Source organism: Paraburkholderia sp. JPY465 (assembly GCF_050436725.1).
GTDB lineage: Bacteria > Pseudomonadota > Gammaproteobacteria > Burkholderiales > Burkholderiaceae > Paraburkholderia > Paraburkholderia youngii.
In genome coordinates this window covers 1,408,598-1,434,975 of the sequence record NZ_JBNDMT010000003.1, presented here as the reverse complement: position 1 = coordinate 1,434,975, position 26,378 = coordinate 1,408,598, and the positions used below count along the sequence as shown (strand labels likewise).

At 64.4% G+C, this 26,378-nt stretch carries 20 protein-coding genes; 16 read left to right on the top strand and 4 right to left on the bottom strand.

Going from position 1 to position 26,378, the window contains the following annotated elements; genetic code table 11:
• Nucleotides 1-23: 23 nt before the first annotated feature.
• Complete coding sequence (locus QFZ94_RS21195) at nucleotides 24-1,601, bottom strand: mannose-1-phosphate guanylyltransferase/mannose-6-phosphate isomerase (RefSeq protein WP_429459297.1); 1,578 nt, start codon at nucleotides 1,599-1,601, stop codon at nucleotides 24-26.
• A gap of 606 nt (nucleotides 1,602-2,207) precedes the next feature.
• Between QFZ94_RS21195 and QFZ94_RS21190 the strand changes: the two genes are divergently transcribed.
• The 15 genes from QFZ94_RS21190 to QFZ94_RS21120 all read left to right on the top strand — a co-directional run bounded on the left by QFZ94_RS21190 (nucleotide 2,208) and on the right by QFZ94_RS21120 (nucleotide 20,626).
• Entirely contained in the window at nucleotides 2,208-3,605 is a 1,398-nt protein-coding gene (locus tag QFZ94_RS21190; RefSeq protein WP_368586280.1) for an undecaprenyl-phosphate glucose phosphotransferase, read from the top strand.
• Between the two features lie 81 nt (nucleotides 3,606-3,686).
• Nucleotides 3,687-5,132: a UDP-glucose dehydrogenase family protein gene (locus QFZ94_RS21185; protein WP_410849118.1), complete on the top strand. Its 1,446-nt coding sequence runs from the start codon at nucleotides 3,687-3,689 to the stop codon at nucleotides 5,130-5,132.
• 36 nt (nucleotides 5,133-5,168) lie between these two features.
• Entirely contained in the window at nucleotides 5,169-5,624 is a 456-nt protein-coding gene (locus QFZ94_RS21180) for an exopolysaccharide biosynthesis protein (RefSeq protein ID WP_018431976.1), read from the top strand.
• On the top strand, nucleotides 5,618-6,823 hold the full coding sequence (locus QFZ94_RS21175; RefSeq protein WP_368586277.1) for a polysaccharide biosynthesis/export family protein: 1,206 nt from the start codon (nucleotides 5,618-5,620) through the stop codon (nucleotides 6,821-6,823). Before QFZ94_RS21180 ends, QFZ94_RS21175 begins: the two co-directional genes overlap by 7 nt.
• Nucleotides 6,824-6,960: 137 nt before the next feature.
• Complete coding sequence (locus QFZ94_RS21170; protein ID WP_368586291.1) at nucleotides 6,961-9,159, top strand: polysaccharide biosynthesis tyrosine autokinase; 2,199 nt, start codon at nucleotides 6,961-6,963, stop codon at nucleotides 9,157-9,159.
• A gap of 56 nt (nucleotides 9,160-9,215) precedes the next feature.
• Nucleotides 9,216-10,157, top strand: a complete 942-nt coding sequence (locus QFZ94_RS21165; protein WP_429459294.1) for a glycosyltransferase family 2 protein — start codon at nucleotides 9,216-9,218, stop codon at nucleotides 10,155-10,157.
• Entirely contained in the window at nucleotides 10,154-11,314 is a 1,161-nt protein-coding gene (locus QFZ94_RS21160; protein WP_429459292.1) for a glycosyltransferase family 4 protein, read from the top strand. Before QFZ94_RS21165 ends, QFZ94_RS21160 begins: the two co-directional genes overlap by 4 nt.
• 3 nt (nucleotides 11,315-11,317) lie before the next feature.
• Nucleotides 11,318-12,820 (top strand): glucose-6-phosphate isomerase, encoded by a 1,503-nt coding sequence (locus QFZ94_RS21155; RefSeq protein ID WP_368586274.1) that lies wholly within the window; start codon nucleotides 11,318-11,320, stop codon nucleotides 12,818-12,820.
• Nucleotides 12,817-14,046: a glycosyltransferase family 4 protein gene (locus QFZ94_RS21150; protein ID WP_368586273.1), complete on the top strand. Its 1,230-nt coding sequence runs from the start codon at nucleotides 12,817-12,819 to the stop codon at nucleotides 14,044-14,046. Before QFZ94_RS21155 ends, QFZ94_RS21150 begins: the two co-directional genes overlap by 4 nt.
• A gap of 70 nt (nucleotides 14,047-14,116) precedes the next feature.
• Nucleotides 14,117-15,283, top strand: coding sequence for a glycosyltransferase family 4 protein (locus QFZ94_RS21145; RefSeq protein WP_410849112.1), 1,167 nt, complete (start codon nucleotides 14,117-14,119; stop codon nucleotides 15,281-15,283).
• Between the two features lie 253 nt (nucleotides 15,284-15,536).
• Nucleotides 15,537-17,915: an ATP-binding protein gene (locus QFZ94_RS21140; protein WP_429459289.1), complete on the top strand. Its 2,379-nt coding sequence runs from the start codon at nucleotides 15,537-15,539 to the stop codon at nucleotides 17,913-17,915.
• A 37-nt stretch (nucleotides 17,916-17,952) separates the two neighbouring features.
• Nucleotides 17,953-18,684 carry a methyl-accepting chemotaxis protein gene (locus QFZ94_RS21135; protein ID WP_429459287.1) on the top strand — a complete coding sequence of 244 codons (732 nt, stop codon included), beginning with the start codon at nucleotides 17,953-17,955 and terminating at the stop codon, nucleotides 18,682-18,684.
• Nucleotides 18,681-19,220, top strand: coding sequence for a hypothetical protein (locus tag QFZ94_RS21130; RefSeq protein ID WP_429459285.1), 540 nt, complete (start codon nucleotides 18,681-18,683; stop codon nucleotides 19,218-19,220). Before QFZ94_RS21135 ends, QFZ94_RS21130 begins: the two co-directional genes overlap by 4 nt.
• 28 nt (nucleotides 19,221-19,248) lie before the next feature.
• Complete coding sequence (locus QFZ94_RS21125; RefSeq protein ID WP_429459283.1) at nucleotides 19,249-20,229, top strand: chemotaxis protein CheX; 981 nt, start codon at nucleotides 19,249-19,251, stop codon at nucleotides 20,227-20,229.
• 31 nt (nucleotides 20,230-20,260) lie between these two features.
• A complete protein-coding gene (locus tag QFZ94_RS21120) occupies nucleotides 20,261-20,626 on the top strand; it encodes a response regulator (protein ID WP_018431965.1) in 366 nt (121 codons plus the stop codon).
• 42 nt (nucleotides 20,627-20,668) lie between these two features.
• Here QFZ94_RS21120 and gmd read toward each other — a convergent pair whose 3' ends face one another.
• From gmd to QFZ94_RS21105, 3 genes are read right to left on the bottom strand one after another with little or no spacing between them, the layout of a single operon-like run.
• Nucleotides 20,669-21,712: a GDP-mannose 4,6-dehydratase gene (gene gmd, locus QFZ94_RS21115; protein ID WP_368586267.1), complete on the bottom strand. Its 1,044-nt coding sequence runs from the start codon at nucleotides 21,710-21,712 to the stop codon at nucleotides 20,669-20,671.
• A 55-nt stretch (nucleotides 21,713-21,767) separates the two neighbouring features.
• The gene (locus QFZ94_RS21110) at nucleotides 21,768-22,517 is read right to left on the bottom strand and encodes an SGNH/GDSL hydrolase family protein (protein ID WP_429459281.1); all 750 of its coding nucleotides are present in this window, start codon (nucleotides 22,515-22,517) and stop codon (nucleotides 21,768-21,770) included.
• Nucleotides 22,514-23,596: an acyltransferase family protein gene (locus tag QFZ94_RS21105; protein ID WP_429459279.1), complete on the bottom strand. Its 1,083-nt coding sequence runs from the start codon at nucleotides 23,594-23,596 to the stop codon at nucleotides 22,514-22,516. The genes QFZ94_RS21110 and QFZ94_RS21105 overlap by 4 nt, the downstream gene beginning before the upstream one ends.
• A 559-nt stretch (nucleotides 23,597-24,155) precedes the next feature.
• Between QFZ94_RS21105 and QFZ94_RS21100 the strand changes: the two genes are divergently transcribed.
• The gene (locus tag QFZ94_RS21100) at nucleotides 24,156-26,357 is read left to right on the top strand and encodes a hypothetical protein (RefSeq protein WP_429459277.1); all 2,202 of its coding nucleotides are present in this window, start codon (nucleotides 24,156-24,158) and stop codon (nucleotides 26,355-26,357) included.
• Nucleotides 26,358-26,378 lie beyond the last annotated feature (21 nt).

Sequence of the window (26,378 nt, the reverse complement as noted above, 5' to 3'; positions counted from 1 at the left end):
TGCCGTCGCAGGGTCGCGCATCGTCATTGCCGTCCATACGTATCGTCGAAGCGCACGATATCGTCTTCACCCAGGTACGAACCGGACTGCACCTCGATCATTTCGAGCGGCATCTTGCCCGGGTTTTCGAGGCGATGCGTGACGCCGAGCGGAATATAGGCCGACTCGTTTTCGGACACGATAAAGCGCTCGTCGCCGCGCGTGACGAGCGCGGTGCCGCGCACGACGATCCAGTGCTCGGCGCGATGATGATGCATCTGCAGCGACAGCCGCGCGCCCGGCTTCACGACGATCCGCTTGACCTGGAAGCGCTCGCCGGTGTCGACGGAATCGTAGTTGCCCCAGGGGCGATGCACCTTGCGATGATTGGCCGCTTCGAGCCCGCCATCCTCGCGAATCCGGTTGACGATCTTCTTGACGTCCTGCACGCGTGATTTATCGGCGACGAGAATCGCATCGGCGGTCTCGACGACGACGAGATCCTGCGTGCCGACACAGGCAATCAGTCGCCCTTCGGAATGCGCGAAGGTCGAGTTCGCGCCTTCGAACATCACGCGGCCGCGGCTCACATTGCGATCGGCGTCCTTCTCGGAGATGTCCCAGATCGCGTCCCACGAACCGACGTCGGACCAGCCGGCCATCAGCGGCACGACCACGCCCGACGCGATGCGCTGATCGGCGCCGAGCTTTTCCATCACCGCGTAGTCGATCGAATTCGACGGCGACGCGCCGAACGCATCGCGTTGCAGCCGGAAGAAGTCGCCGTCCGCCGTGCTGCCCGCGAAGGCCGCTTCGCAGGCTTCGTAAATGGCCGGCTGAAAATGCCGAATCGCTTTGAGCCACGTCGATGCGCGCACGATGAAAAGGCCGCTGTTCCACCAGTATTCGCGTGATTCGACGTAGCGCCGCGCGAGTTCCAGATGCGGCTTTTCGACGAAGCGGTCGAGGCGGTGCGCGACGAGGCGCGCCGACCCTTCGGTCTGCGCGGCATCCGGCACATCGTCAGAACCGAGCGGCGCGCCGATGCGGATATAGCCATAGCCGGTTTCCGCGCGCGTCGGCACGATCCCCATCGTGACGATCTGGCCTGCCGCCGCATGCTGAACGCCGGCGGCGACCGCCGCGTGAAAGCCTTCGCTGTCGGTGACCGCGTGATCGGCGGGCATCACGACCATGATGCCGTCTTCGTCCTGCGCGGCGACGGACAACGCGGCCACCGTCAACGCGGGCGCGGTGTCACGGCCAACGGGTTCGAGTATCAGCCGGCTCGGCTTGCCGCTCGTGCGCAACTGTTCGGCCGTCGTGAAGCGCTGCTCTTCGTTGGCGACGACCACGAGCTGGCCGGCGAGCGGATAGCCGGCTTCGAGCCCATCGAGACGGCGGGTCGTCGATTGGAGCAGCGACTCGCCGCCGAGCAGGCCGATCAGCTGCTTCGGATGCTGCTCGCGCGACATCGGCCACAGCCGGGTGCCCGAGCCGCCCGCGAGAATCACGGGATGAACCTTGAGCTTGACGCTGGTTGCGGTAGGAGACGTGGTCGTGGACGAAGGGGCGGGGGTGGGCCGGGTGCCGGCGGGCGTGACCGGGGCCGGAGCTGTCATGGTGAACTCTCCTCGAGGCTGGATGAATGTGTCGAGTTTTATCACGAAGTCCAGAATCAATAAAAGCGCGTTAAATAAAATCGGATTAAGTGCGCGTCGAATTTATTAAAAATGCGGAAAAAAATGTGTCGCCGATTGATTCAAAAATAAAAATTACCGGAAAAAAATCGATAAGCATTTTTTTCGCTTAATGATGCGCAAGAATGACCGTACCCATGGAACCGGATGTCACCGGCAGACCTGTTGGGAACAGCGCAAGTTTCGCTGGCGAAGGGCTCGAATGTGCTGCTCGGAAACCGCTGTCGAGCCGCATTCCGGCAAAAATTGCCGCTCAAAATGCATAAAAAAATGCCGAAATTATGCCCGATACAATTTGAGATTTTTTGCGGTCTTGTCGTGCGAATTTTAATACCGCTTTATTGAGGTATGTACAAGGGTATTCACTCATTCAGCCGCGGCTTTTCCGCGTCGGCCTATTCCTTCGTATTAGTCCCATTCAGCCGCGAGGCAAATGCGAAATAAAGGCGCAGTGATGAAACCCGCATGCAACACCCATTTCAACCAACCGACGGATCGCACTTTGACTGACGAACAGAGGGGCGGCGCATGCTGAGCGTTCTAGCGAGAATCATCGACATAGCCATGGTCGCGCTCGCCGCGATGGTGGCGGCGGCCGTGCACAGCGGCAGAGCGGTATGGCTCGACGATATGCAAAGCGTGTCGCTCGCGTTCGGCTGCCTGCTTGTGGTGGTGTTCTTCCCGGCGCTCGGCATCTATCAGTCGTGGCGCGGCAAGCCGCTCTACGATCTGCTGTCGCGCGTCACGGGCGGCTGGCTGATGGTCGAAGTGACCGGCGTGCTGATCAGCTTCAGCGTGCACCGCGCCGACAGCCTGTCGCGACTGTGGCTCGTGTACTGGGCGCTAGCCTCGATCGTGCTGCTGGTCGTCACGAAGGTGATCGTCTATTCGATCCTGCGCGGGCTGCGCCGGGAGGGCTTCAATCAGCGCGCGGTCGCAATCGTCGGCGGCTCGCCTTACGGGCGCTTCCTGATCGAACAGATGCGCGGCCGGCCGGAAGCGGGCTTCACGCCCGTCGTCGTGTTCGACGAGGATGGCACGATCAATCCGTATGAAGACCCGGACGCGGCGCATGCGGTCGAGGGCGTGCCGGTCGAGCGCGACTATCAGCGCATGATCGAACTGGTGCGCGAGCGCTCGATCCGCGAGCTGTGGCTCGCGCTGCCGATCTCGAAGGAGAAGGCGATCCATCGCTTCGTGATGGATCTGCGCAACGACTTCGTGAACATCCGCTTCATCCCCGACGTCGGCAGCTTGACGCTGTTCAATCAGCCGATGGTCGAGCTGCTCGGCGTACCCGCGATCAACCTGGCCGCCTCGCCGATCACCGATCTGCGCGTGCTGCCCAAGCGCGTATTCGACGGCCTGTTCGCGCTCGCCGCATTGCTCGCGCTGTCGCCGCTGATGCTCGTGATCGCGCTGATGGTGAAGCTCAGCTCGCCGGGGCCGGTGTTTTTCCGCCAGCGGCGCAAGGGCATCGACGGCCGCGAGTTCGAGATCTTCAAGTTCCGCTCGATGAAGGTCCACAAGGAAGCGGCCGGCCAGATCACCCAGGCGACGCGGCGCGATCCGCGCATCACCGCGGTCGGCGCGTTCCTGCGCCGCACCAGCCTCGACGAGCTGCCGCAGTTCATCAACGTGCTGCGCGGCGAGATGTCGGTGGTCGGTCCCCGTCCGCATGCGCTCGAGCACGACGACATCTACAAGGATCTGGTGAAGGGCTATATGCACCGCTACCGGATAAAGCCGGGCATCACCGGCTGGGCGCAGATCAACGGTTATCGCGGCGAAACCGACCGCATCGAAAAGATGATGGGCCGCGTGAAGCTGGATCTGTACTACATGCAGCACTGGACCTTCTGGCTCGACATCAAGATCGTCGTGCTGACGCTGTGGAAGGGCTTCGCAGGCAGCAACGCCTATTGAACGTGGCGCGCCGGGCCGCGCCGATGCCACGCATCGCGCGAGCGCATTCCTGAATCAACTCTATTTATCGAGGTGCAATCCATGAACCTGACGATCATCGGTAGCGGCTATGTCGGCCTCGTGACCGGCGCGTGTCTGGCCGACATCGGCCACGACGTGTTCTGTCTCGACGTCGACGCTCGCAAGATCGACGTGCTCAACAACGGCGGCGTGCCGATCCACGAACCGGGTCTGCAGGAGATCATCGCGCGCAATCGCCGCGCGAAGCGCCTGACGTTTTCCACCGACGTCGAGGCCGCGGTCGCGCACGGCGACATCCAGTTCATCGCGGTCGGCACGCCGGCCGACGAAGACGGTTCGGCGGACTTGCAGTACGTGCTCGCCGCTGCGCGCAACATCGGCCGCCATATGAACGGCTTCAAGGTGATCGTCGACAAATCGACGGTGCCGGTCGGCACCGCATCGCGCGTACGCGAAGTGGTCGCCGCCGAGCTGGCCGCGCGCGGCGTCGAGCAGATGTTCTCGGTCGTGTCGAATCCGGAGTTCCTGAAGGAGGGCGCGGCCGTCGAAGACTTCACGCGGCCCGATCGCATCGTGCTCGGCTGCGACGACGACGTGCCCGGCGAAAAGGCGCGCGAGCTGATGAAGCGCCTGTATGCGCCGTTCAACCGCAATCGCGAACGCACGCTGTATATGGACGTGCGTTCCGCCGAGTTCACCAAGTACGCGGCCAACGCGATGCTCGCGACGCGCATCTCGTACATGAACGAGCTCGCGAATCTGGCCGATCGCGTCGGCGCCGATATCGAGGCGGTGCGCCGCGGCATCGGCTCCGATCCGCGCATCGGCTACGACTTTCTGTACGCGGGTTGCGGCTATGGCGGCTCGTGCTTTCCGAAGGACGTGCAGGCGCTGATCCGTACCGCCGCCGATCACGACGCGAACCTGCGCATTCTCGAAGCGGTGGAAGCGGTCAACGACGCGCAGAAACAGGTCCTCGCGCAGAAAATCGTCGCGCGTCTCGGCGAGGATCTGTCGGACCGCACGTTCGGCGTGTGGGGTCTCGCGTTCAAGCCGAACACCGACGACATGCGCGCGGCGCCGAGCCGCGAGCTGATCGCCGAACTGCTGCGCCGCGGCGCGCGCGTGAAGGCTTACGACCCGGTGTCGATCGACGAAGCGAAGCGGGTGCTCGCGCTCGATCTGAAGGACGTGCCGCAGCAGCATGCGCGCCTGTCGTTCGTGAACGAGGAGATGGAAGCGGCGAGCGGCGTCGATGCGCTCGTGATCCTGACCGAATGGAAAGTCTTCAAGAGCCCTGATTTCGATGCGCTAAAGCGCATGCTGAAGACGCCGCTGATTTTCGACGGCCGCAATCTGTACGAGCCGGACGTGCTGCTCGAACTCGGCATCGAGTATCACGCGATCGGCCGGCGGCATGCGTTGCGCAATGCGCCGGCACGGGTCGGCGCGAACAGCGCGATACATGCGGCGGACCTCGCCGCCGCGGAAACCTCCGGCCGCTGAGGCCATTGCGACCGCCGCCGCGCGAGGAAATCCGCCATGTTCGCCAACGTTCTGATCGTGTGCCACGCCAACGTGTGCCGCTCGCCCGCCGCGGAGATGCTGTTCAAGGCGCGTCAGGCGCGCGCGCCGCGCCCGGGCGCCGCGCCGATCGCGTTTCATTCGGCGGGCATTCGCGCGGTGAACGGTCACGGCATGGACCCGGTGATGCGGCGCCTGCTCGAAGAGCGCGGCGTCGCGGCCGGCCTCCATCACGCGCGGCGTCTGGACCGCTCGCTCGTGCGCGCGGCCGATCTCGTGCTGGTGAGCGAGCGCGCGCAGGTGAGCAAGGTCGAAGCGCTCGATCCGTCCGCGCGCGGCAAGGTCTATCCGCTCGGCAAGTGGGAAGCCGATTCGGACGTCGCCGATCCACACGGCGGCGCGGAAGACGAATACAGGGAGAGTCTCGTGCTCATCGAACATCTGGTCATGGGATGGCTGAAAAAAATATGCTGACGAAACCCCGCAACGAAAACTCATTCGCGAGCTTGCGCACGAAGCTCGCCGTATCACTTCTGCTGACGTCTTTTCTGTCGGCCTGCGCGACCGCACCGGGCAATTATCTCGACACGTCCCGGCTCAAGGACAACGATCAGGCGCCGAGCGAAACCTATCCGGTCCATCTGATCGACGCGAAGCTGATCATGGCGCAGGCGCAAGCCGCCGCCGCGAAAACCGAGCCGTTGCCGCCGTCGGCGCTGTCCGATCCGTCGCTGTACGTGTACCACCTCGCGCCGCAGGACATTCTCGGCATCACCGTGTGGGATCACCCCGAGCTGACCACGCCGCAGGGCAGCACCTTGTCCTCGGGCGGCAACACCACGCAGACGATCGCGGGCGCGTTGCAGCAGCCGTATACGGCCGCGTTGCCGGGCCAGGCCGATCCGTACGGCCAGACCATCGCTGCCGACGGCACGATCTTTTTCCCGTTCGTCGGCCGCATTCAGGCCGCGGGCAAGACCACGACCCAGCTGCGCGATCAGCTCGCCGCGCGCCTCGTGCCTTATATCCGCAATCCGCAGGTCGACGTGCGCGTGCTGTCGTATCGCAGCCAGAAGGTGCAGGTCACCGGCGAAGTGAAGCAGCCGGGACCGCTCGCGGTCAGCGACGTGCCGCTGACGCTGGTCGACGCGATCACGCGCTCGGGCGGCACCAACCCGGACGCCGACATCCAGCGCGTGCGCCTCACGCGCAACCACAAGCTCTACGTGCTCAACGCCGATCGCATGCTCGATCAGGGCGATACCACGCAGGACGTGATGCTGCAGAACGGCGACGTGGTCAACGTGCCGGACCGCACCGACAGCCGCATCTTCGTGATGGGCGAAGTGAAGACGCCGATCCAGGTGCCGATCATCCGCGGCCGCATGACGATCGCCGATGCGCTCACGCAAGGCGGCGGCATCCTCAATACGGACGCCAATCCGCGCCAGATCTTCGTGATGCGCGGCATGCGCGAGCATCCGACCACGCCCGAGGTGTTCCGCCTCGACATGACGCAGCCGGACTCGATCATGCTGTCTTCGCAGTTCCAGTTGCAGCCGCTCGACGTCGTGTACGTGGGCACCGCCGCATCGACCACGTTCAACCGCGTGTTGCAGCAGGTGCTGCCGAGCGTGCAGACGCTGTTCTATCTGAAGCAGCTGACGCGCTGAACGTTCCGGCTGTAACGTTCCGCGCCGCTGTTGTAGAGGCCGGCGCGGGACGCGCAACGAAAGCAGAAGTACCGCTGACGCGAAAGCCGAAGCCAACGACACGGGATGGAACAGTGAGCAATCAACTCTCTCCACACATGGCTGGTCCGATCAAGACCGAAGAAGAAGACGTCGTCCTCGGACAACTGGTGCAGGTGATCCTCGACGATATCTGGTGGCTGCTCGCGATCACCGCGGTCATCGTCACGATGGCGGTGGCGTACTGCTACCTCGCCAAGCCGACCTATTCGGCCGATGCGCACGTACGCGTCGAGCCGTCCGACAGCCTGTCGCAGGCGCTCACGCAAACGCAGACCGGCGCCGCGATCACCAGCGGCTCGACCTCGCTGCCGACCGACGCCGAGATCGAAATCATCAAGAGCCGTGGCGTGGTCGCCCCGGTCGTGCAGCAGCTGAAGCTGAACTTCAGCGTGACGCCGAAGACGATCCCGCTGCTCGGCAACATCGCCGCGCGCCTCGCGACGCCGGGCCAGCCCGCGCGCGCGTGGCTGGGGCTCACGTCATACGCATGGGGCGGTGAAAACGTCGACGTCGATTCGATCGACGTGACGCCGTCGCTCGAAGGCGAGAAGCTGCTGCTGCGCGTGATCGACGCGCAGCACTACGAGCTGTTCGCGCCGAACGGCTCGCTGCTGCTGCGCGGCGAGGTCGGCCAGCAGGCGCAGGGCGGCGGCGTGACGATGGTCGTCAACAAGCTGGTCGCGCGCCCCGGGCAGGAGTTCACGATCGTGCGCTCGAACGACCTCGACGCGATCACCGCGTTCCAGTCGGCGATCACGGTGCAGGAGCAGGGCAAGCAGACCGGCGTGATCCAGATCTCTCTGGAGGACAAGAGTCCCCAGCATGCGGCGCTGGTCGCCAATGCGCTCGCGCAGTCGTATCTGCGGCAGCACGTGTCGAACAAGCAGGCCGACGCGAGCAAGATGCTCGACTTCCTGAAGAGCGAGGAGCCGCGCCTGAAGGCCGACCTAGAACGTGCGGAAGCCGCGCTGACCGCCTATCAACGTCAGTCCGGCTCGATCAACGCGAGCGAAGAGGCGAAGGTCTACCTCGAAGGCAGCGTGCAGTACGAGCAGCAGATCGCCGCGTTGCGGCTGCAGATGACGCAGCTCGCCGAGCGCTACGGCGACGACCATCCGACGCTCGTCGCCGCGCGTCAGCAGATGGCCGAGCTGCAGGCGCAGCGCACCAAATACGCGGACCGTTTCCGCGATCTGCCGGCCACCGAAGTAAAGGCCGTGCAGTTGCAGCGCGACGCCAAGGTCGCCGAAGACATCTACGTGCTGCTGCTCAATCGCGTGCAGGAACTGTCCGTGCAGAAGGCGGGCACGGGCGGCAACGTGCATATCGTCGACGCGGCGCTGCGCCCCGGTGCGCCGGTCAAGCCGAAGAAGATGCTGATCATGTCGGCGGCGGTGATTCTCGGGCTGATCGCGGGCACCGGTTTCGTGTTCCTGCGCCGCAATCTGTTCAAGGGCATCGACGACCCCGATCACGTCGAGCGCGCGTTCCATCTGCCGGTGTTCGGCCTCGTGCCGCAAAGCGCCGAGCAGGTGCAGCTCGAAAACAGCTACGCGCGCGGCGGCGAACGGCTGCGTCCGGTGCTCGCGAATGCGCGGCCGAAGGACGTGACGATCGAAAGTCTGCGCAGCCTGCGCACCGCGATGCAGTTCACGCTGATGGACGCGCGCAACCGCATCGTGATGCTGACGGGTCCGATGGCCGGCGTCGGCAAGAGCTTCCTCAGCGTGAACCTCGCGATGCTGCTCGCGCATTCGGGCAAGCGCGTGCTGCTGATCGACGGCGACATGCGGCGCGGCGCGCTCGAACGTCAGGTCGGCGGCGTGCAGGAGAACGGCCTGTCCGAATTGCTGAGCGGGCAGATCTCGCTCGAAGAGGCGATTCGCCCGTCGAACGTCGAGGGCCTGAGCTTCATCTCGTGCGGCCGCCGTCCGCCGAATCCGTCCGAGCTGCTGATGTCGCCGCGTCTGCCGCAATACCTCGACGGCCTCGCGAAGCGCTACGACGTGATCCTGATCGACACGCCGCCGGTGCTCGCGGTGACCGATGCATCGATCATCGGCGCGTATGCGGGCTCGACGTTCTTCGTGATGCGCTCGGGCATGCACAGCGAGATCGAGCTGGCCGATGCGCTGAAGCGCCTGCGCGCGGCGGGCGTGCACGTGCAGGGCGGCATCTTCAACGGCATGCCGGCGCGCTCGCGGGTCGGCTACGACCGCGGCTACGCGGCGACCCAGGAATACCTGAGCACGTGAGGCGCGCACCGGAATCAAGCGCCGACTTCTGCACAACAGGAACCGAGGACATCACGATGAAACTGACGGTACTGGTACCGACTTATCGCCGCCCGGCCGATCTCTCGCGCTGCCTCGCGGCGCTCGAGCGGCAATCGCGCGCGCCCGACGAAGTGATCGTGGTCGCACGCGTCGACGACGACGCGACCCATGCGTGCCTGCGCAATCCGTCCACAGCCGGCCGCCTCCCGCTGGTGATCGCACCGGTGGATATACCCGGCCAGGTCGCGGCGCTCAATCGCGGGCTCGATGCCGCCAGCGGCGACGTAATCGCGATCACCGACGACGACGCCGCGCCGCGCCGCGACTGGGTCGAGCGCATCGCCGCCGCGTTCGAAGCCGATGCGCGCCTGGGCGCCTTGGGCGGGCGCGACTGGGTGCACGAAAAAGGCCGCGTGCTCGACGGCGAGCGGCCGCTGGTCGGCAAGGTGACCGCGCACGGCAAGATCATCGGCAATCATCACCTGGGGGTCGGTGCCGCGCGCGAAGTCGACATCCTGAAGGGCGCCAACATGAGCTACCGGCGCGACGCGGTGCGCACGATCCGCTTCGACGCGCGTTTGCGCGGCGCGGGCGCGCAGGTGCACAACGACATGGCGTTCAGTCTCGCGGTGAAAAACGCGGGCTGGAAGCTCGTCTACGACCCGCAGGTCGCCGTCGATCATTTCCCCGCCGAGCGTTTCGACGACGACAAACGCGACGCGCAGACGATGGCCGCGCTGCGCAACGCCGCGTTCAACTTCCATCTGATCCTGCGCGACCAGTTGCCGCCGCTGCGCCGCGAAGCCGCGTGGTGGTGGTGGACGCTGGTCGGCACACGGCTTTATCCGGGCCTCACGCACGCGGCGCTCGCGCTGCTGTCGAAACAGGCGCGGTTGCAGCTGTCGCGCTGGCGCGAGGTCCGCGCGGGCGCCCACGAGGCGCGGCGCGCGCTGTCGAAGAGCGGAGTGTCCGCATGAGTACCAAGGTGCACGTCCATCTGTTCTACGGCGCCGATCCGCGTTTTTATCGCAAGGGCGACGACATCGGCTGCCTGTACGGTTATCACCACGCGGAGTCCGAAGCATTCGAGCTGACCTATTCGCAAGATGTGCGCGAAAGCCGGCCTGTGCGGCTCGTGCGGCGCGCGCTGAAGGCCGCGCTCGGTTTCGATTTCATCCATACGTGGCGCAATCGCACGGAGATGCTGCGCTCGGACGTGATCTGGACGCATACCGAGCAGGAATGGCTGTCCGCCGCGCTGATGCTGCTGCTGTGCGGCCGCAAGGCGGGGCCTGCCGCATCGCCGCTGCTGCTCGCGCAAAGCGTGTGGCTGCTCGATAAGTGGCCGTCGTACGGCATCGTGCGCAGCTGGCTGTATCGCAAGCTGATGACGCGGGCGGACCGGTTGACCACGCTCGCGAGCGCAAACGCCGAGTTGTGCCAGGACTACTTCCACCGCGACGCGACGCCGCTGCTGTATGGCCTGAACACGCGCGACTTCCCGGTCAATGCGCCGACGCAGTGGGCGCCGCGCACGCCGCTGCGCATCGCGGCGATCGGCAACGATCGCGATCGTGACTGGGAGACGCTGATCAAGGCGTTCGGCGACGATCCGCGCTACACGGTGAAGCTCGCGACGCGGCGGCGGATTCCCGCGTCGCTGCGCGCGTCGAACGTCGAAATCGCGTTGTTCTCGGGCATCAAGAAGCAGCACGAGCTGTACGACTGGGCCGACGTGATCGTCGTGCCGTTGCGGCCGAACTCGCACGCGTCGGGCATCACCGTGATGCTCGAAGCGGCGGCGGTCGGCAAGCCGATGGTCGCGACCGACGTCGGCGCGCTGCGCGATTATTTTCCCGCCGACGAAGCCGCCTACGTGCCGCCATTCAATCCTGAGGCGCTGCGCGCCGCGCTCGAGCGGCTCGCCGCCGAGCCCGCCGAGGCGCTGCGCCAGGCGCAGGCAGCGGCAGCCGGTCTGCTCGCGCGCGATCTGACCACCGAGCACTATGCGATGCAGCACGTACGGATCACGCGCGAGATGCTGAGCGCGCGCGGGCAGGCGAGCGCGCATGCGGCCGCGGCCAGACACGAGCAACGCGCCGCACCCGCGCGCGAATCGCGCGGAGGCCTCTGAGCGATGTCGACGATTCCGCGCGCGAATCCATTGCCGCCGACCGGCGCGGTCAACGCCGGTGCCGGGCAAACCAATGCGAGCGGGTTGCTGTCCGGCGCAAGGCGAGAATGGCTGCCGCCGCTGCTGCTGTGGCTGATCACCGCGGTGCTGATCGTCGCGCATCAGGGCACGGTGCTCACGCTCGCGTTTCCGGTGCTCGCGATCGTGACGGGCCTGTGGCTCTACTTCAAGAGCCCGGCGCGCTATATCGGCTTCATGTGGTGGCTGTGGTTTCTGAGCCCCGAAGTGCGGCGTCTCGCCGACTGGTCGAAGGGCGCGTTCACGCCGACCAGCCTCATCCAGGTCGCGCCGCTCGCCGTGACGATGATCAGCGGCCTGTCGCTGCTGCGCTACTACCGGCTGCTCGCGCAGCGCCGTGGTTTGCCAGTGCTGCTGATCCTGCTCGGCCTCGTCTACGCGTTCCTGATCGGCGTGATGTCGAGCGGCCCGCTCGCGGCCACCTACGACCTCGCGAACTGGCTCTATCCGATCCTGATCGGCTTTCACATCATGGCGCACACGCGCCAGTATCCGCAGTACCGCGACACGATCATCAACACGTTCATCTGGGGCATGCTGGTGATGGGCGGCTACGGCCTGATCCAGTTCTTCATCATGCCGCCATGGGACGTGCTGTGGATGCTCGGCTCGCAGATGAACTCGCAGGGCGACCCGGTGCCGATGGGCGTGCGCGTGTTCAGCACGATGAATTCGTCGGGCCCGTTCGCGTTCGCGATGATGGGCGCGATGGTCTTCGTGATGGCCGCGCAGCATCGCGTGCGCTGGATCGCCGCCGGGCTCGGCTTCTTCTCGTTCGCGTTGAGCCTCGTGCGCTCGACGTGGGGCGGCTGGGTCATCGCGCTCCTGATCCAGCTGGTGAAGTCGAACAACAAGGTGCGCGTGCGCATCGTCGCGAGCGCGGTGCTGCTCGCCGGCTTCTGCGTGCCGCTGCTGGCGGTCGGCCCGGTGGCCGAACGGATGCAGGCGCGCCTGAACACGATCGTCAATCTGCACGACGACCAGAGCTACGCGGCCCGCAACGAGTTCTACGCGAGCTTCGCGAAGACCGCGTTTACCGACGTGTCGGGCGAGGGCATGGGCGCGACCGGCACCTCGACGAAGCTCTCCAACGACGGCGGCCAGCTCGGCCAGTACGGCAACTTCGACAGTGGCGTGATGAACATTCCGTTCGTGCTCGGCTGGCCGGGCACCTTGCTGTACATGTCCGGCATCGTGTGGCTGCTGACGCGCGCGGTGCTCGCGTCGTTCAGGCTGCGCGACGACAAGTTCGTCTCCGCGTGCCTGAGCCTCTGTCTGGCGACCTTCGCGATGCTCGTGTTCACGAACTCGCTGGTCGGCACCGGCGGCCTGCTGCTTTTCATGAGCGCTTTTTCGATTCTTTCCGCGGTTCACTACGAAAAAATGAACCGCGCACGCACGCTATTTCTCCACGGAGGCACGGATTGAGAGTCGCCATAGTCACGCACGTAGTGCGTCATAACGACGGCCAGGGGCGCGTCAATCACGAGATCGCGCGCGCGGCGCTCGACGAGAACATCCGTGTGACGCTGGTCGCGTCGCACGTGGCGCCCGAGCTGCTCGCGCATCCGAACGTGCGCTGGGCGCCGGTGAAGATAGGCCGCTGGTGGCCGACTAATCTACTGCGCCAACAGGTGTTCGCGCTGAAGAGCGCGCTATGGCTGCGCGCGCATCGCCGCGACTACGACGTGCTGCACGTAAACGGCTTCATCACGTGGATGCGCGCCGACGTCAACACCTCGCATTTCGTGCATAGCGGCTGGTTCGCGAGCAAGTACTACCCGTTCGGTTTGACGAAGGGCGTGTGGTCCGCGTACCAGTCGGTCTATACGCGCTGCAATGCGCTGCTCGAACGCTGGGCGTACCGGCGCTCGAAGGTGATCACCGCGGTGTCGCAGAAGGTCGCCGACGAAATCCGCGCGATCGGCCTCACGCCGCGCAATCGCGTGGACGTGATCTACAACGGCGTCGACACGCAGGGCTTCGCGGCGGCGAGCGGCGATCGCGCGAAGTTTCGGTTACCGGACGATGCGTTCCTGCTGCTGTTCGTCGGCGATCTGCGCACCCCGCGCAAGAATCTCGGCACCGTGCTCGCCGCGTTGAAGCATCTGCCCGAGCACGTGCAGATCGCGGTAGCGGGCTTTCTGCCGGGCAGCCCGTATCCGGAACAGGCGAAGGCGCTCGGCATCGCGCATCGCGTGCACTTTCTCGGCCTCGTGAAGGAGATGCCGGTACTGATGCATTCGGTCGATGCGTTCGTGTTTCCGTCGCGCTACGAGGCGATGAGCCTGTCGCTGCTCGAAGCGATGGCGGCGGGCCTGCCGGTCGTCACCGCGCGCACCGCGGGCGGCGCCGAGATCATCACGCCCGAGTGCGGCATCGTGCTCGACGATCCGGACGACCCGCAGGCCCTCGCTCGCGCGGTCGCGCAACTCGCCGGCGACGACACCGCGCGCCGCGCGATGGGCCAGGCCGCGAGCGAGCTCGCAACCGGCTTCGGCTGGGCGCGCATGGCCGCGCAATACATCGCGCTGTACCGGCAGCTCGCCGGACAGCAGGAAAACCGCCGGCGCAGCCAGACCGAAGCGACGGTTGTTGCGCAGAACGATGCGCTGACGCTGAACCATCTCGCCGGACGCAAGAGCGTGGAATGAACGCGCGAGCCGCACAATCCACGCAACGACATAGCAACTCACCGCAAGCAACACACAGGGGCACACCATCATGACGACTGGCTCAATCAAATCACTGCAGATCGGGATGCACTGGTTTCCCGAACGCGCGGGCGGCCTCGACCGCATGTACTACTCGCTGGTCGGCGCGCTGCCGGGCGCGGGCGTCGCGGTGCGCGGCGTCGTCGCCGGCTCGCCGAAAGTCGCGGCCGATACCGGTGGCGCGATCAACGGCTTCGGCTCCGCCGCGCAATCGCTGCCGTTGCGGCTGATGGCGGCACGCCGCGCGTTGCGCCACGAGATCCGCAGGTCGCGGCCCGACGTGATTTCCTCGCACTTCGCGCTCTATACGTTTCCGGGCCTCGACGTGACGCGCGGCATTCCGCAGGTGTCGCATTTTCAGGGGCCGTGGGCCGACGAGAGCCACGTCGAAGGCGCCGATTCGCTCGGCCAGCGCGCGAAGCGTTATCTGGAGCAGTCGGTGTACGCGCGTTCGTCACGGCTGATCGTACTGTCCGACGCATTCGGCAAGATCCTGACGACGCGCTACGGCATCTCGCCGGAGCGCGTCCGCGTGGTGCCGGGCTGCGTCGATGTCGAGCAGTTCAATCTGCCGATCACGCAGGCCGAAGCGCGTCTGCGTCTGCAATTGCCGCAGGATCGGCCGATCGTGCTGGCAGTGCGACGGCTGGTGCGGCGCATGGGTCTCGAAGATCTGATCGATGCGGTGAAGCTGGTGAAACGCAGCGCGCCCGACGTGCTGCTGCTGATCGCGGGCAAGGGGCGGCTCGAAAGCGAGCTTCAGGCGCGCATCGACGACGCGGGGCTCGAACACAACGTGAAGCTGCTCGGCTTCGTGCCCGACCAGCATCTCGCGGCGCTGTATCGCGCGGCCAATCTCAGCGTCGTGCCGACGGTCGCGCTGGAAGGCTTCGGGCTCATCACGGTTGAATCGCTTGCGTCGGGCACGCCGGTGCTGGTGACGCCGGTCGGCGGATTGCCTGAGGCGGTGGCGGGCTTGTCGCCGGATCTGGTGTTGCCGGAGACCGGTGCAGCGGCGATCGCCGCGGGTCTCGCCGGCGCGTTTGACGGCACGCTAAAGCTGCCCGATGAGGATGCATGCCGCCGCTATGCGCGCGAGCACTTCGATAACGCGGTGATCGCGAAACGGGTCGCGGCGGTGTATGCCGAAGCGATCGCGGGAGACGCACTGCATTGAAGCGCAGTGGGCTAACAAAAAAAATGGCCATCAATAACGGCATTTTTTTTGCGAACTTGAGCCCGGATCAGCCCTTATTCACGAATCTTTCGACCTTATTTTTCGAAACGCTAAAACGTGTAGCCCGGCGTCGACTTCGTCACGTTGACGTCACACATCCGCGACGATAATCCCCGCGCCCGAAAGTACAAAAACACACGGGCGTCCCGCCCAAAGCGTGGACCTTGTATTTTCAGACCTCGGGGATTCTCAGATGACCATCCGTCACCGCATCACGCTACTCGTCATTCTGATGCTCGTCGCGTTATCCGCCATTGGTGGATACGCTGTGCTTCAGACTCGCAACAGCGCCGCCAACGTCAGGCAGGTCACCCAGGGCGTCGTGCCGAGCGCGCTCGCGTCGGCCGACCTCGTGTCGCAGCTCAAGGACGTGCAGCTCGCGATGATGACACTCGTCTATGCGCCTGACGAGAACATGGTCTCGCAGGCCCGAGACCTGCTGAAGAGCAAGGAAGCGTCGCTGCACGCGGCGCTCGACGTGCAGGCGAAGGCCGCGCAAGGTCAGGCCCAAAGCGGGCTCGTGAGCCAGGCGCGCGACAGCCTCGCGAACTATTTCAACGCGGTCAACGACACCGCGAAGATGAAGGCCGACGGCAAGAACGAACTGGCGCAGGCATATCTGTTCGCGAACGTCGCGCAATACCGCGATGAACTCGAAGGCATCGTCGAGACGCTGCGAATCGAAAAGAACCGTCAGAAAGACGCCGCGATCGACGACCTGAACAGCGCGCTCGCCACCACCACGACGGCGATCGGCGCCGCGACCGGCGCGGCGATCGTCGTGCTGCTGCTGATTAGCGCGCTGCTGTATCGCCAGATCACCCGGCCACTGAGCCGCATGCAGGTGGAGATGAGCGAGATCGCGGCAAGCCAGGACTTCACGCGCCGCGTGCCGGTCGGCCGCATGGACGAGATCGGTCATTCGATCGTCGCGTTCAACGGCATGATCGAGAAGATCCAGCAAAGCTCGCTGCAGTTGAAGCAGAAGACCGCCGACATCCAGGCGATGCTGCAAAACATGCAGCAGGGGATTCTGACGGTGGTCGAAGGCGTGGTCGTGCATCCCGAGTACTCCGCGTATCTCGAGGCGATCTTCGAGACGCGCGAGATTGCGGGCCGTCCGTTGCTCGATCTCGTGTTCGGCGGCACCGGTATCAACAGCGATGAGCTCGCGCAGATCGAAGCGGCGCTGCACGCATGTATCGGTGAAGACAGCATGAACTTCGAGTTCAATCAACACCTGCTCGTCAACGAGATCGCCAGGCCGATGACCGATGGCCGCGTGAAGACGCTCGATCTGAGCTGGTCGGCGATCACCGACGAACACGACGTCGTGCAGCGCTTGATGCTGTGCGTGCGCGACGTGACCGAACTGCGCGCGCTCGCCGCCGAGGCCGGCGAACAGAAGCGCCGGCTGGAGATGATCGGCGAGATTCTCGCGGTGAGCCAGGAGAAGTTCCATCACTTCGTCGAAAGCGCGGCGGGCTTCATCAGCGAGAACGAGCGGATCATTCGTCAGCATCATGAGCCGAGCCACGAGGCCGTCGCCGAGCTGTTCCGCAACATGCACACCGTCAAGGGCAATGCGCGCACCTTCAGCCTTCAGCATCTGACCGGTGTCGTCCACGAAACCGAACAGCGGTACGACGCGTTGCGCCGCGCGGACGGCGGCGAAGCGTGGGACCAGCAGCTTCTGATCGACGATCTGCAGCGCGTGAAGGCTGCGCTCGAAACCTATGCGACGCTCAACGAAGTGAGCCTCGGCCGCAAGGGACCGGGCCAGAACGGCACGGTCGATCGCTACCTGATGGTCGATCGCGAGTTGATCCAGAAGCAGCTGGACCTGCTCGAAAGCGCCGATCCGGCCGACCGTGACGCACTCGTGTCGATGCGCGAATCGTTGCAGCGCGAGCTGCGTCTGTTGGGCACCGAATCGATCCACGAAGCGCTCGCGGGCGTGCTCGAATCGCTGCCGTCGCTGGCGGCCGAGCTCGGCAAGGAAGCGCCGGTCGTCAGCATCGACAACAACGGCTACCGCGTGCGCAGCGAGGTCAGCGATACGTTGCGCAATGTGTTCACGCACCTGCTGCGCAATTCGGTCGACCACGGCATCGAGCCTGCCGCCGAGCGTATCGCGAATGGCAAGAACGCGGCCGGCGTCATCGAGCTTGAAGTGGGTGTCGACCATCACGCGCTGCAGATCACCATCAGCGACGACGGCCGCGGTCTTGCGCTCGCGAAGATCCGGGCGGCGGCGATCGAACGCGGCTGGATCGACGCCGATGCCGCACTCAGCGATGAAGCGATCGCCGAGCTGATCTTCCGTTCAGGCTTTTCGACCGCGCAGAGCGTCAGCGAGATTTCGGGCCGCGGCGTCGGCATGGATGCGGTGCGCGATTTCGTGCGGCGCGAGCATGGCCGCATCGAATTGCGTTTCACCGACGACCGTCGCGGCGCGGACTATCGCCGCTTTCAGACCATCGTGTCGTTCCCCGAGGACTGGGCGGTGGACAGTCTCGATGCGTCCGTCGATGCAGCGCGCGAGCGTGACACGGATGCGGTGGCAGGCTAACGGCCTGACCGATTGAACGAAGCGATGGGAGCAGGTTGTGCTTGAAAGTTATCTTTTGGCCGCAGGCGTTGGCGGTATCGTCTGCGCGCTCGCGACGGGAATCTTTTATCGTCGGAAGCTTCGCGCCGGTGCGCAAGCGCAGCGTGTCGACACGCTCGCGCGGCAGGCCCTCGAGCAGCAACTCGACGTGGCTTTCAAGGTCGGTGAGCAGGCGAACGGCGAGCGTGCCGCCCTGGAGGCGATGCTCGCCGATCTGCGCGCACAGGCCGAACAGCGCGAGCAGGATCGCGAATCATTGCAGGCGAGCCTCGACGCCGCGAGCGCGCGCAGCAACGAATGGCTGCAGCATGCGACTCGGATCGCGCACGAGGCCGCCCGTCTGAAGACGCTGACGATCACGTTCGAGCGTTGGCACGAGCAGATGATTTCGCTGATGTCGCAGAACCGTGACATGCACAAGAAGAACCAGGAGTTGTCGTCGATCGTGCAGCACGTGCTGATCGTTTCGCTGAATGCGTCGATCGAAGCGGCACGCGCCGGCACCGCGGGTCGCGGCTTTTCGATCGTCGCGGGCGAAGTGCGCTCGCTCGCGTCACGCTCGCAGGAACTGTCGAAGAGCTATCAGGAGAGCCTGCATCGCAACGACCTGACGACCGCGGCGACGTTCCAGGACATCCAGGCCGGCGGCAAGATGATCACGGCGTCGCTCGGCGGCGTCGAAGCGCTGGCGACCCAGTTTCAATCCAGGCTAGAGCAGGCCACAGCGTGATTACCGATCAGGCGTTGCAAAGCATCGAGGACATCTTCTGTCACGCGGCTCGCGCGAGATTGCCCGCGACGCCGGGTGATGCGTGCGAGATCAGCGCGGTGCCGAGGTGGGATCGCGATCATCCGCCCGGACCTTGCGCGATGGCGCTGACGATCTCGTCGATCGGTTTTCGTTTGCTGTTCGTGCTGCATTTCAGCAAGGACGAAGCGACGCGCGCGTACTACGCCAGCGGCGACACGACGCGTTCGCTGTCGGAAACGCTGATGGAACTCGGCAATCTGTGCTGCGGCTACATGAACCAGCAGCTGGTCGAGCATTTCCCCGATCTCGGCATGTCGACGCCGTATGAATTGAACAGCAGCTGTATCGAGTATCTGGACGAATTGCGGCCCGATCACGTGTGGGCGTACGAACTGACGATCGGCGCTGCGGCCCGGCTGGGCGTGACGTTATGCGTATGCGCGCATGCGCCACTCGATTTCAAGGCTGAACTCGCGACGGCCGACGAGGCCGAAGGCGAACTCGAACTTTTCTAGCAACACTGCATTCGCAGACTGAAACACGATGAATATCAGCAAGCCCGTCAGCAAGGTGCTCGTGCTCGACGACTGTCCGGCACACGCGCAAGCGCTGAAGCTCTTTTTCGACGAGCACAATCTGATAGCACTGAAGGTGCGCGACAGCAGCCGCCTCGGCTCGGTACTGGCCACGAATATCGATCTAGGCGGCGTTCTGCTGGCGGATAACTACGGTGGATCGGTCGAACAGGCGGCAACCACCGCGGCCCGAATCAGTACCTTGCGCCCCGAACTGCCGGTGATCCTGCGTTCGAGCGGCGACGCGCCGCTCGAACGGCTTCCGAAGCCGTTGAAGAACGCGGCATGCGCGCACTTCAATGCGGCCGATCTGACGGCGCTGCGTGAAGCCGTCGATCAATACATCTTCAGCCTCGACTTCCCGAATGCGCTCGTGCGCGGTATCGCGGAGATCACGGAAGCACGGCTCGCCACGCTGTTCGACGGCGTCACCGTGCAACGCGACACGCCCAGTGTCGTGCGCGATCGCATCATCTTCGGCGAGGTGTTCAGCCTGATCCCGCTCGAAGGCACCTGGTGTCGCGGCTATATGTTGATGCAGGCCGAAGAGGAGCCGCTGCTCGGCATGATCGAGCGCGATCGCGCCGCACGCGAGGCCGGCATGAGCAGGACGCAAGCGGGCTTTCGCGATCTGAACAACGTGCTCGGCGAATTGACGAATCTGATCTGGGGGGCGTTCAAGGACCGGTTCCTCGCTGCGCGGAGCGCTCGCGAAGCGAGCCAGGTGCAGGTGCCTCTGCTCGTCAATCACAAGCACCGCTACATCTCGTTCGGCTCGGACAATCCGCAGTTGCGGTTTCAATACCGATTGAGCGACGTGGCGAGCGGACAGTCGGTGTCGATCGACCAGCGTTTCGTTTTCAACCTCAGCTGGTCCCCCGAAGATTTCTCTGAAAACACGGTGGATGTCGACGATCTCGTCGAGTCCGGCGAACTGGATCTGTTTTGATACAACGCGTCGGTGACGCAAGGGAATGGCTATGGCAAAGATTCTGGTGGTGGACGATTCGAGTACGGTACGCGATGAAGTCGCGGGCTTTCTGGCGAAAAACGGTCTGGACGTCGCGACCGCCATCGACGGCAAGGATGGTCTTACGAAGCTGAAGACGGATTCGAACATCCGCCTGATCGTCAGCGACGTGAACATGCCGAACATGGACGGCCTGACGATGGTCGAGAAAATCCGCGGCGAACTCGCGAACAAGACCGTCAACGTGATCATGCTGACGACCGAAAGCAGCCCCGCGATGAAGGAACGCGGCAAGGCCGCCGGCGTGAAGGGCTGGATCGTCAAGCCGTTCAAGGGCGATGCTGTGTTGGAGACGTTCCGCAAATTGGCGGGTTGACGGGATAGTGTGCGGCGAACACCGCCGCACACGGATACCGTGTTAGAACGTCTCGTGGTGCTCGTTGCGCGCGATGTCCGCCTGCACCATCATCTGGCACAGCTGTTCGAGCGAGGTTTGCGGTTGCCAGCCGAGCGTGTCGCGCGCCTTGTCCGCGCAGCCGATCAGCAGGTCCACTTCGGCGGGGCGATAGAACTTCGGGTTCACTCGCACCAGCGTCTTGCCGGTCGCGACATCGATGCCGGTCTCGCGCTCGTCCTTGCCCGACCATTCCAGCTGGAAGCCGGCCGCCGCGAACGCCATGCGTACGAAATCGCGAACCGTTTCGGTGCGGCCGGTCGCGAGCACGAAGGTATCGGGCGCGTCGGCCTGCAACATGCGCCACATGCCCTCGACGTATTCGAGCGCGAAGCCCCAGTCGCGCTGCGCGCTCAGGTTGCCGAGTTCGAGCACGTCCTGCTTGCCGAGCTTGATCTTCGCGACCGTGTCGGTGATCTTGCGCGTGACGAATTCGCGGCCACGTAGCGGCGATTCATGATTGAACAGGATGCCGCTGCTCGCGAACAGGTTGTACGACTCGCGAAAGTTGATCGTCGACCAGTGTGCAAACAGCTTCGCGACGCCATACGGGCTGCGCGGATAGAACGGCGTGCTTTCGCGTTGCGGCACCGCCTGCACGAGGCCGAACATCTCGGAGGTCGACGCCTGGTAGAAGCGCGTCTTCGGGCTCAGGATACGCAGCCCTTCGAGCAGATTCAGCGCGCCGACGCCGGTCACTTCGGCGGTGGTCACCGGCTGGTCGAACGACACGCCGACGAAGCTCTGCGCGGCGAGGTTGTACAGCTCGTCGGCCTGGGTGCCGTCGAGCAGACGCAGCGTCGAGCCGAGGTCGGTGAGGTCGTGTTCGACCAGACGCAGATTCGGATGATCGAGCACGCCAAGCTCACGCATGCGCCAGAAGTTGACAGAACTCGTGCGCCGGTAGGTGCCGGTCACGTGATAGCCCTTGTCGAGCAGCAGCTTGGTCAGATAGGCGCCGTCCTGTCCGGATACGCCGGTGATGATCGCTTTGCGTGGTTGGCTCATAGCTTGCCTTCTAGTGTGTGAATGAAAAAGAACGGTTCGCGCGTAAAAGCGGGGGTCAATGTGTTTCGTCCAGCAGTCGCCGCACCAACGGCTCGACGACCCGATAATCCTGTTCAGCCTTCAGTCGGTACAACTCCGGTTTCGGATGCGCGCCGTCCGACATCAGGGACTTCCAGTCGGGCAGGCTGCTCACATACGCGTATTGATCGACGAGCGGCACCTGCTGTTCGGCGGCCACGCGTCGCGTGATCGCGACCATCGTTGCCAGCTTCGCGTTGAGCCGGTTATCGGGCATCGGGTTCGAGGTTTGCAAAACAGGCTGCTTGCCGAGCGCTCGCGCGGTTTGCACGAGCGATGTTTCGGCCGAATAGAACTGCTCGGGCGTCTGGTTCTGCATCACTTCGTTGATGCCATAGTTGATCAGCACGAGCCGCGCGGGCGAGACGGCGAGACGTTCGCGCCACGACAGGCCCGCCGCCGGTCCCGTACGACGATTGCCGGTGCCGTCGCGCAACTGCGAGGCCATTGTGCCGCCGACACCGTAGTTCGTGACGCGCACGCGCTCGCCGTCATGCGCCTGCAACGCCTGCTGCAGATAGGTGACGGCGTTGCGCGCTTGCGGGCCGCAGTGGCCGTCGCTACAGGTGATGCCGAGCGTGGTCGAATCGCCGTAGGCGTCGATCAGCAGTTGCGTCGGCGATGACGTTGGCGGCTCGTCGGCGGTCGCGCTCGTTGCCGGCGCGAACAACGTCAGCGCCGACACGACGCCCAGCACGCGGGCAGCGGCAACGGCCACGCGGTTCATGCGCGGCTTTGCGGTGCTTGCCGCGCGACGCTGGCGCCGCCGCTGACCGTCGCTTTCGTGCCGCGCGTGGCGAAAATCAGGCGCTTCTCGAATGCGAACCACGTGATGCTCGCGTAGACGAGCGTGATCGCAAGCGCGATCGCGGCGCTCAGATAGCGATTCAAATGCAGCGGCCACACCATGTACAGCACGCTCAGGTGGATCAGATAGATCGTGTAGCTGATGGTGCCGATATAAACGAGCGCGGGATTGCACAACAGCCGCTTGACGATGCCCTTGCTCTGCAGCGCGATCACCACGATCGACGTACACAGCACCAGCGACACGCTATAGAGCCCCGCATTCGACAACGGCGTATTCGCCGCGCGAAAACGCGGGAAGTGCAGATGCAGCCATGCCAGCACCGCGAGCGCGGCCAGCGCGCCGAGCACCGCGAGTCCCTTGTACGGTTCGAGCGCATTGCGATCACGCCGCACGGCCACCGCGAGCAGCGCGCCGGCCGCGAGCAGATCCATGCGGAACGGCGTCAGGTAGTAGATCGGCCAGAACGAATCGAACCACGGCGTCGCGAGCGCGCGCAGCAGCGGCACCAGTACGATCAGCGCCGCCGCCACACCGCCGAGCAGGCGCTCGGGTACGAGCAGGATCACGAACGGCCAGAAGATATAGAACTGCTCTTCGACCGCGAGCGACCACAGCACGTTGAGGCTTTCGTGACCGCTTTGATTGAGCGCATCGCCGATATTGGTCGCGAAAAACGTGTACCAGTACCAGTGCTGTGCCCACGCGAGGCCGAACAGCAGCGACGACACGGCCATCAGCAGCAGGTACGGCGGCAGGATGCGGCGCGCGCGCCGTGCATAGAAATAGCTGAAATACGACTGCTGACGCGACTTGCGATCGAGCAGGATGCCGCTGATCAGAAAGCCGCTCAAAACGAAGAACAGATCGACGCCCATCCATAGCGGCGCTTTCAACGCGTGCTGCGCGAACACCGCGAGCACGGCGATCGCGCGCAGACCGTCGAGTTGCACGATGCGGGAATGGGAGGGCGCGAGGGGCAATGCGCTGGCTGTCATGAACCGTCCATGGTGTAAAGCGGATGGGCCGGGCGAAGGGCCGCGCGGTTCGCAACGGATAGCCGGCGAACAGGCGCGCGCTTCGCGTCGCAACTGAAGTGCAATCGATTCTAGGGAAAAGAAAATCGAGAAAAAATCCATTGGAGTCGGCTAATTGAATCAGATTGAAACAGGGTATTTCTTTGACCATTCCAGAAGGATTTATATGGTTATCTGGTGAGCAGTGGGCAATCCGTAATAAATGCGTACTGCGTGATCCCACATCAGTATGACCGGAGGATCGCCGCGACAGACGCACGCGCGACGGCGCGGCTTCCACTTTTATCTATTTTTAATTGATTTCTTTTGCGACGTATAAGCGAACGAATATTTTTGAATTATTTTCTATTTTCGTCGCTGCGTTTTTTCCGCGTAACTTAGCCGTGCGGACGGCTGCCTTCAGGCGCCGCGCTTCAATCGGTTGCGCTTCGTTTCGCTTTACCACATCACTGAATTTCGCCCCGAGCGGGCGCGGGTCCGCGTGGATCGCGTTGACCGGACATCGACTGGAGATTCCGCCTTGCGCCATATCACGTTCAAAAGCTGGTTCGCCCTGACAGCCTGCGCTGCCGGCTTCGTCGCCGCAACGGCCGGTGTGCCGGCTTGCGCGGAAACCACGTTGAACGCGAAGACCTCATGGATCGGCAACAGCTTCGGGTTCGGCGATGGCACATGGACGCAGATCAATATCACCGCGATTGCGGTCACGCCGGACGGCAAGGTCTATACGAACTCGCCGTGGGATGAAAGCGGCGCCGAAGCGAGCGTCTATCAGGACGGCAAGATGCTCGGCTTCGCGGGCGGCACACATGGCTGGGGCAACGCCGGCGGCAATGCGATCGCGGTCAACCGCAAATATGCGTTCGTCGCGATCGCGGTCGGCAATGAGAAGGGGCACCTGGTCGAGCCGGGCGTCTGGCCGGACAAGGGCAAGCAGTGGTTCGGCATTTCGCGGCGCCTGATCGGCGAGCCGAAGCGCGTGGCGCCGTTTCAGCCCGCCGCCAAAAACGCGGACCCGCATGCGCAGCTAGCGGCCGGCTTTCTGATGATGAACGAAGTGCCGACCGGCACGAACGCGGAGATTGGCGGACTCGCCGCGAACGACACGACGCTGTTCGCGGCCAACACCGCGCGCAATCGGGTCGAAGTCTACGATGCCGAGTCGATGCAGCAGAAGGCGACGTGGAGCGTGCACGAGCCTGGACGTCTCGCACTCGCGCCCGACGGCACGCTATGGGTGCTGAGCGGCACGCGCAACGATCGCGCGCCGGCCATCGAGCATTACACGGCGACCGGCGAGCGTATCGACGAAACCATCACGCTGCCGGCCGATACGGTCGCGGTCGACCTCGCCGTCGATACCCAAGGCCGCCTGCTGATCGCCGATAACGGTGCGCGCCAGCAGGTGCTGTTTTTCACGAAGCGCGACGGCCGCTATACGGCGTCGGGCACGCTCGGCGAGCGCGGCGGCATTTTCAGCGGCGTCACGGGCAAGCCGGGTCCGTTGCGATTCAACGGCTTGACGGGCGTCGGTGTCGATGCGCGCGGCAACGTGTACGTGTCGACCAACGGCATCGGTCCGCGTTACGAGCCGATCGGTGCGGGTCTCGGCGCGACGCTCGAAAGCTACGCGCCGAATGGCAAGCGCAACTGGCAGGTCGAGGGGCTGCTGTTCGTCGACGGCGCGTGGATCGATCCGGCCCGGCCCAACAGCGTTTATACCGGCAACAAGCGCTTCGAACTCGATCTGTCGAAGCCGTCGGGGCACGACTGGAAATACGCGGGATTCCTGTCGAATCGATTCAAGTACCCGGACGATCCGGTGTTCCATAGCGACCAGTATCCGGGCCTGCCGATCGCGCGACGGTTGAAGGGGCGCACGTTCCTCTATCTGACCGACATGTATGCGGACCATCTGAAGATCTATCGCTTCGATCCGCAGCACGACGGCGAGAGCGCGATTCCGTCCGGTTTTATCGCAGGCCGCGAGCGCCCGGTCTTGAAGGTGCCGAATGCGCCGCCGGGCGGTGACTGGATCTGGCGCGACATGAATGGCGATGGCCATTTCGAGCGCGACGAATACATGCTGAATACGAGCGGCACCAAGCTCGCGGGCGGCTGGGGCTGGTGGGTCGATACGGCCGGCGACATCTGGCGCACCCGGGATACGAAGGGCATCTATCGCTTCCGTTTCGGCGGACTCGATGCGAAGGGCAACCCGGTCTACTCGTACTCGAACCTGGCGCAGTACCCGGTGCCGGCACCGTTCAGCGAACTGCATCGCGCGATCTATGAACCGGACACCGACACGATGTACGTGACCGGCTATACGGCCGATATGCCGACCGCGCAGGGCTTCTGGAAGGAAGTGGGGCGCGTGCTGGTGCGCTACGACAAGTGGTCGAGCGGCCAGCCGGTGCAGCGTTACGCGATCAGCTTGCCGTGGCAGACGCAAAGCAAGCCGATTGCGACGATCATCGGCGTCACCGTCGAGGGGCAATACCTGTTCGGCGTCGAGCCGGTCGGCGCGGTGCACGTTTGGGACAAGGACAGCGGCAAGGAACTCGGCGTGATCCGGCCGGGCCCCGAAGTGGGCCGCGCGTCGGGCTGGGTCGACGTGCCCAACGGCATCAGCGCGACGAAACGCGCCGATGGCGAGTACCTGGTGTTCGTCGAGGAAGACGCGCGCGGCAAGGTGCTGATGTATCGCTGGAAGCCTTGAGATGCGTTGGCCTCGCTGACG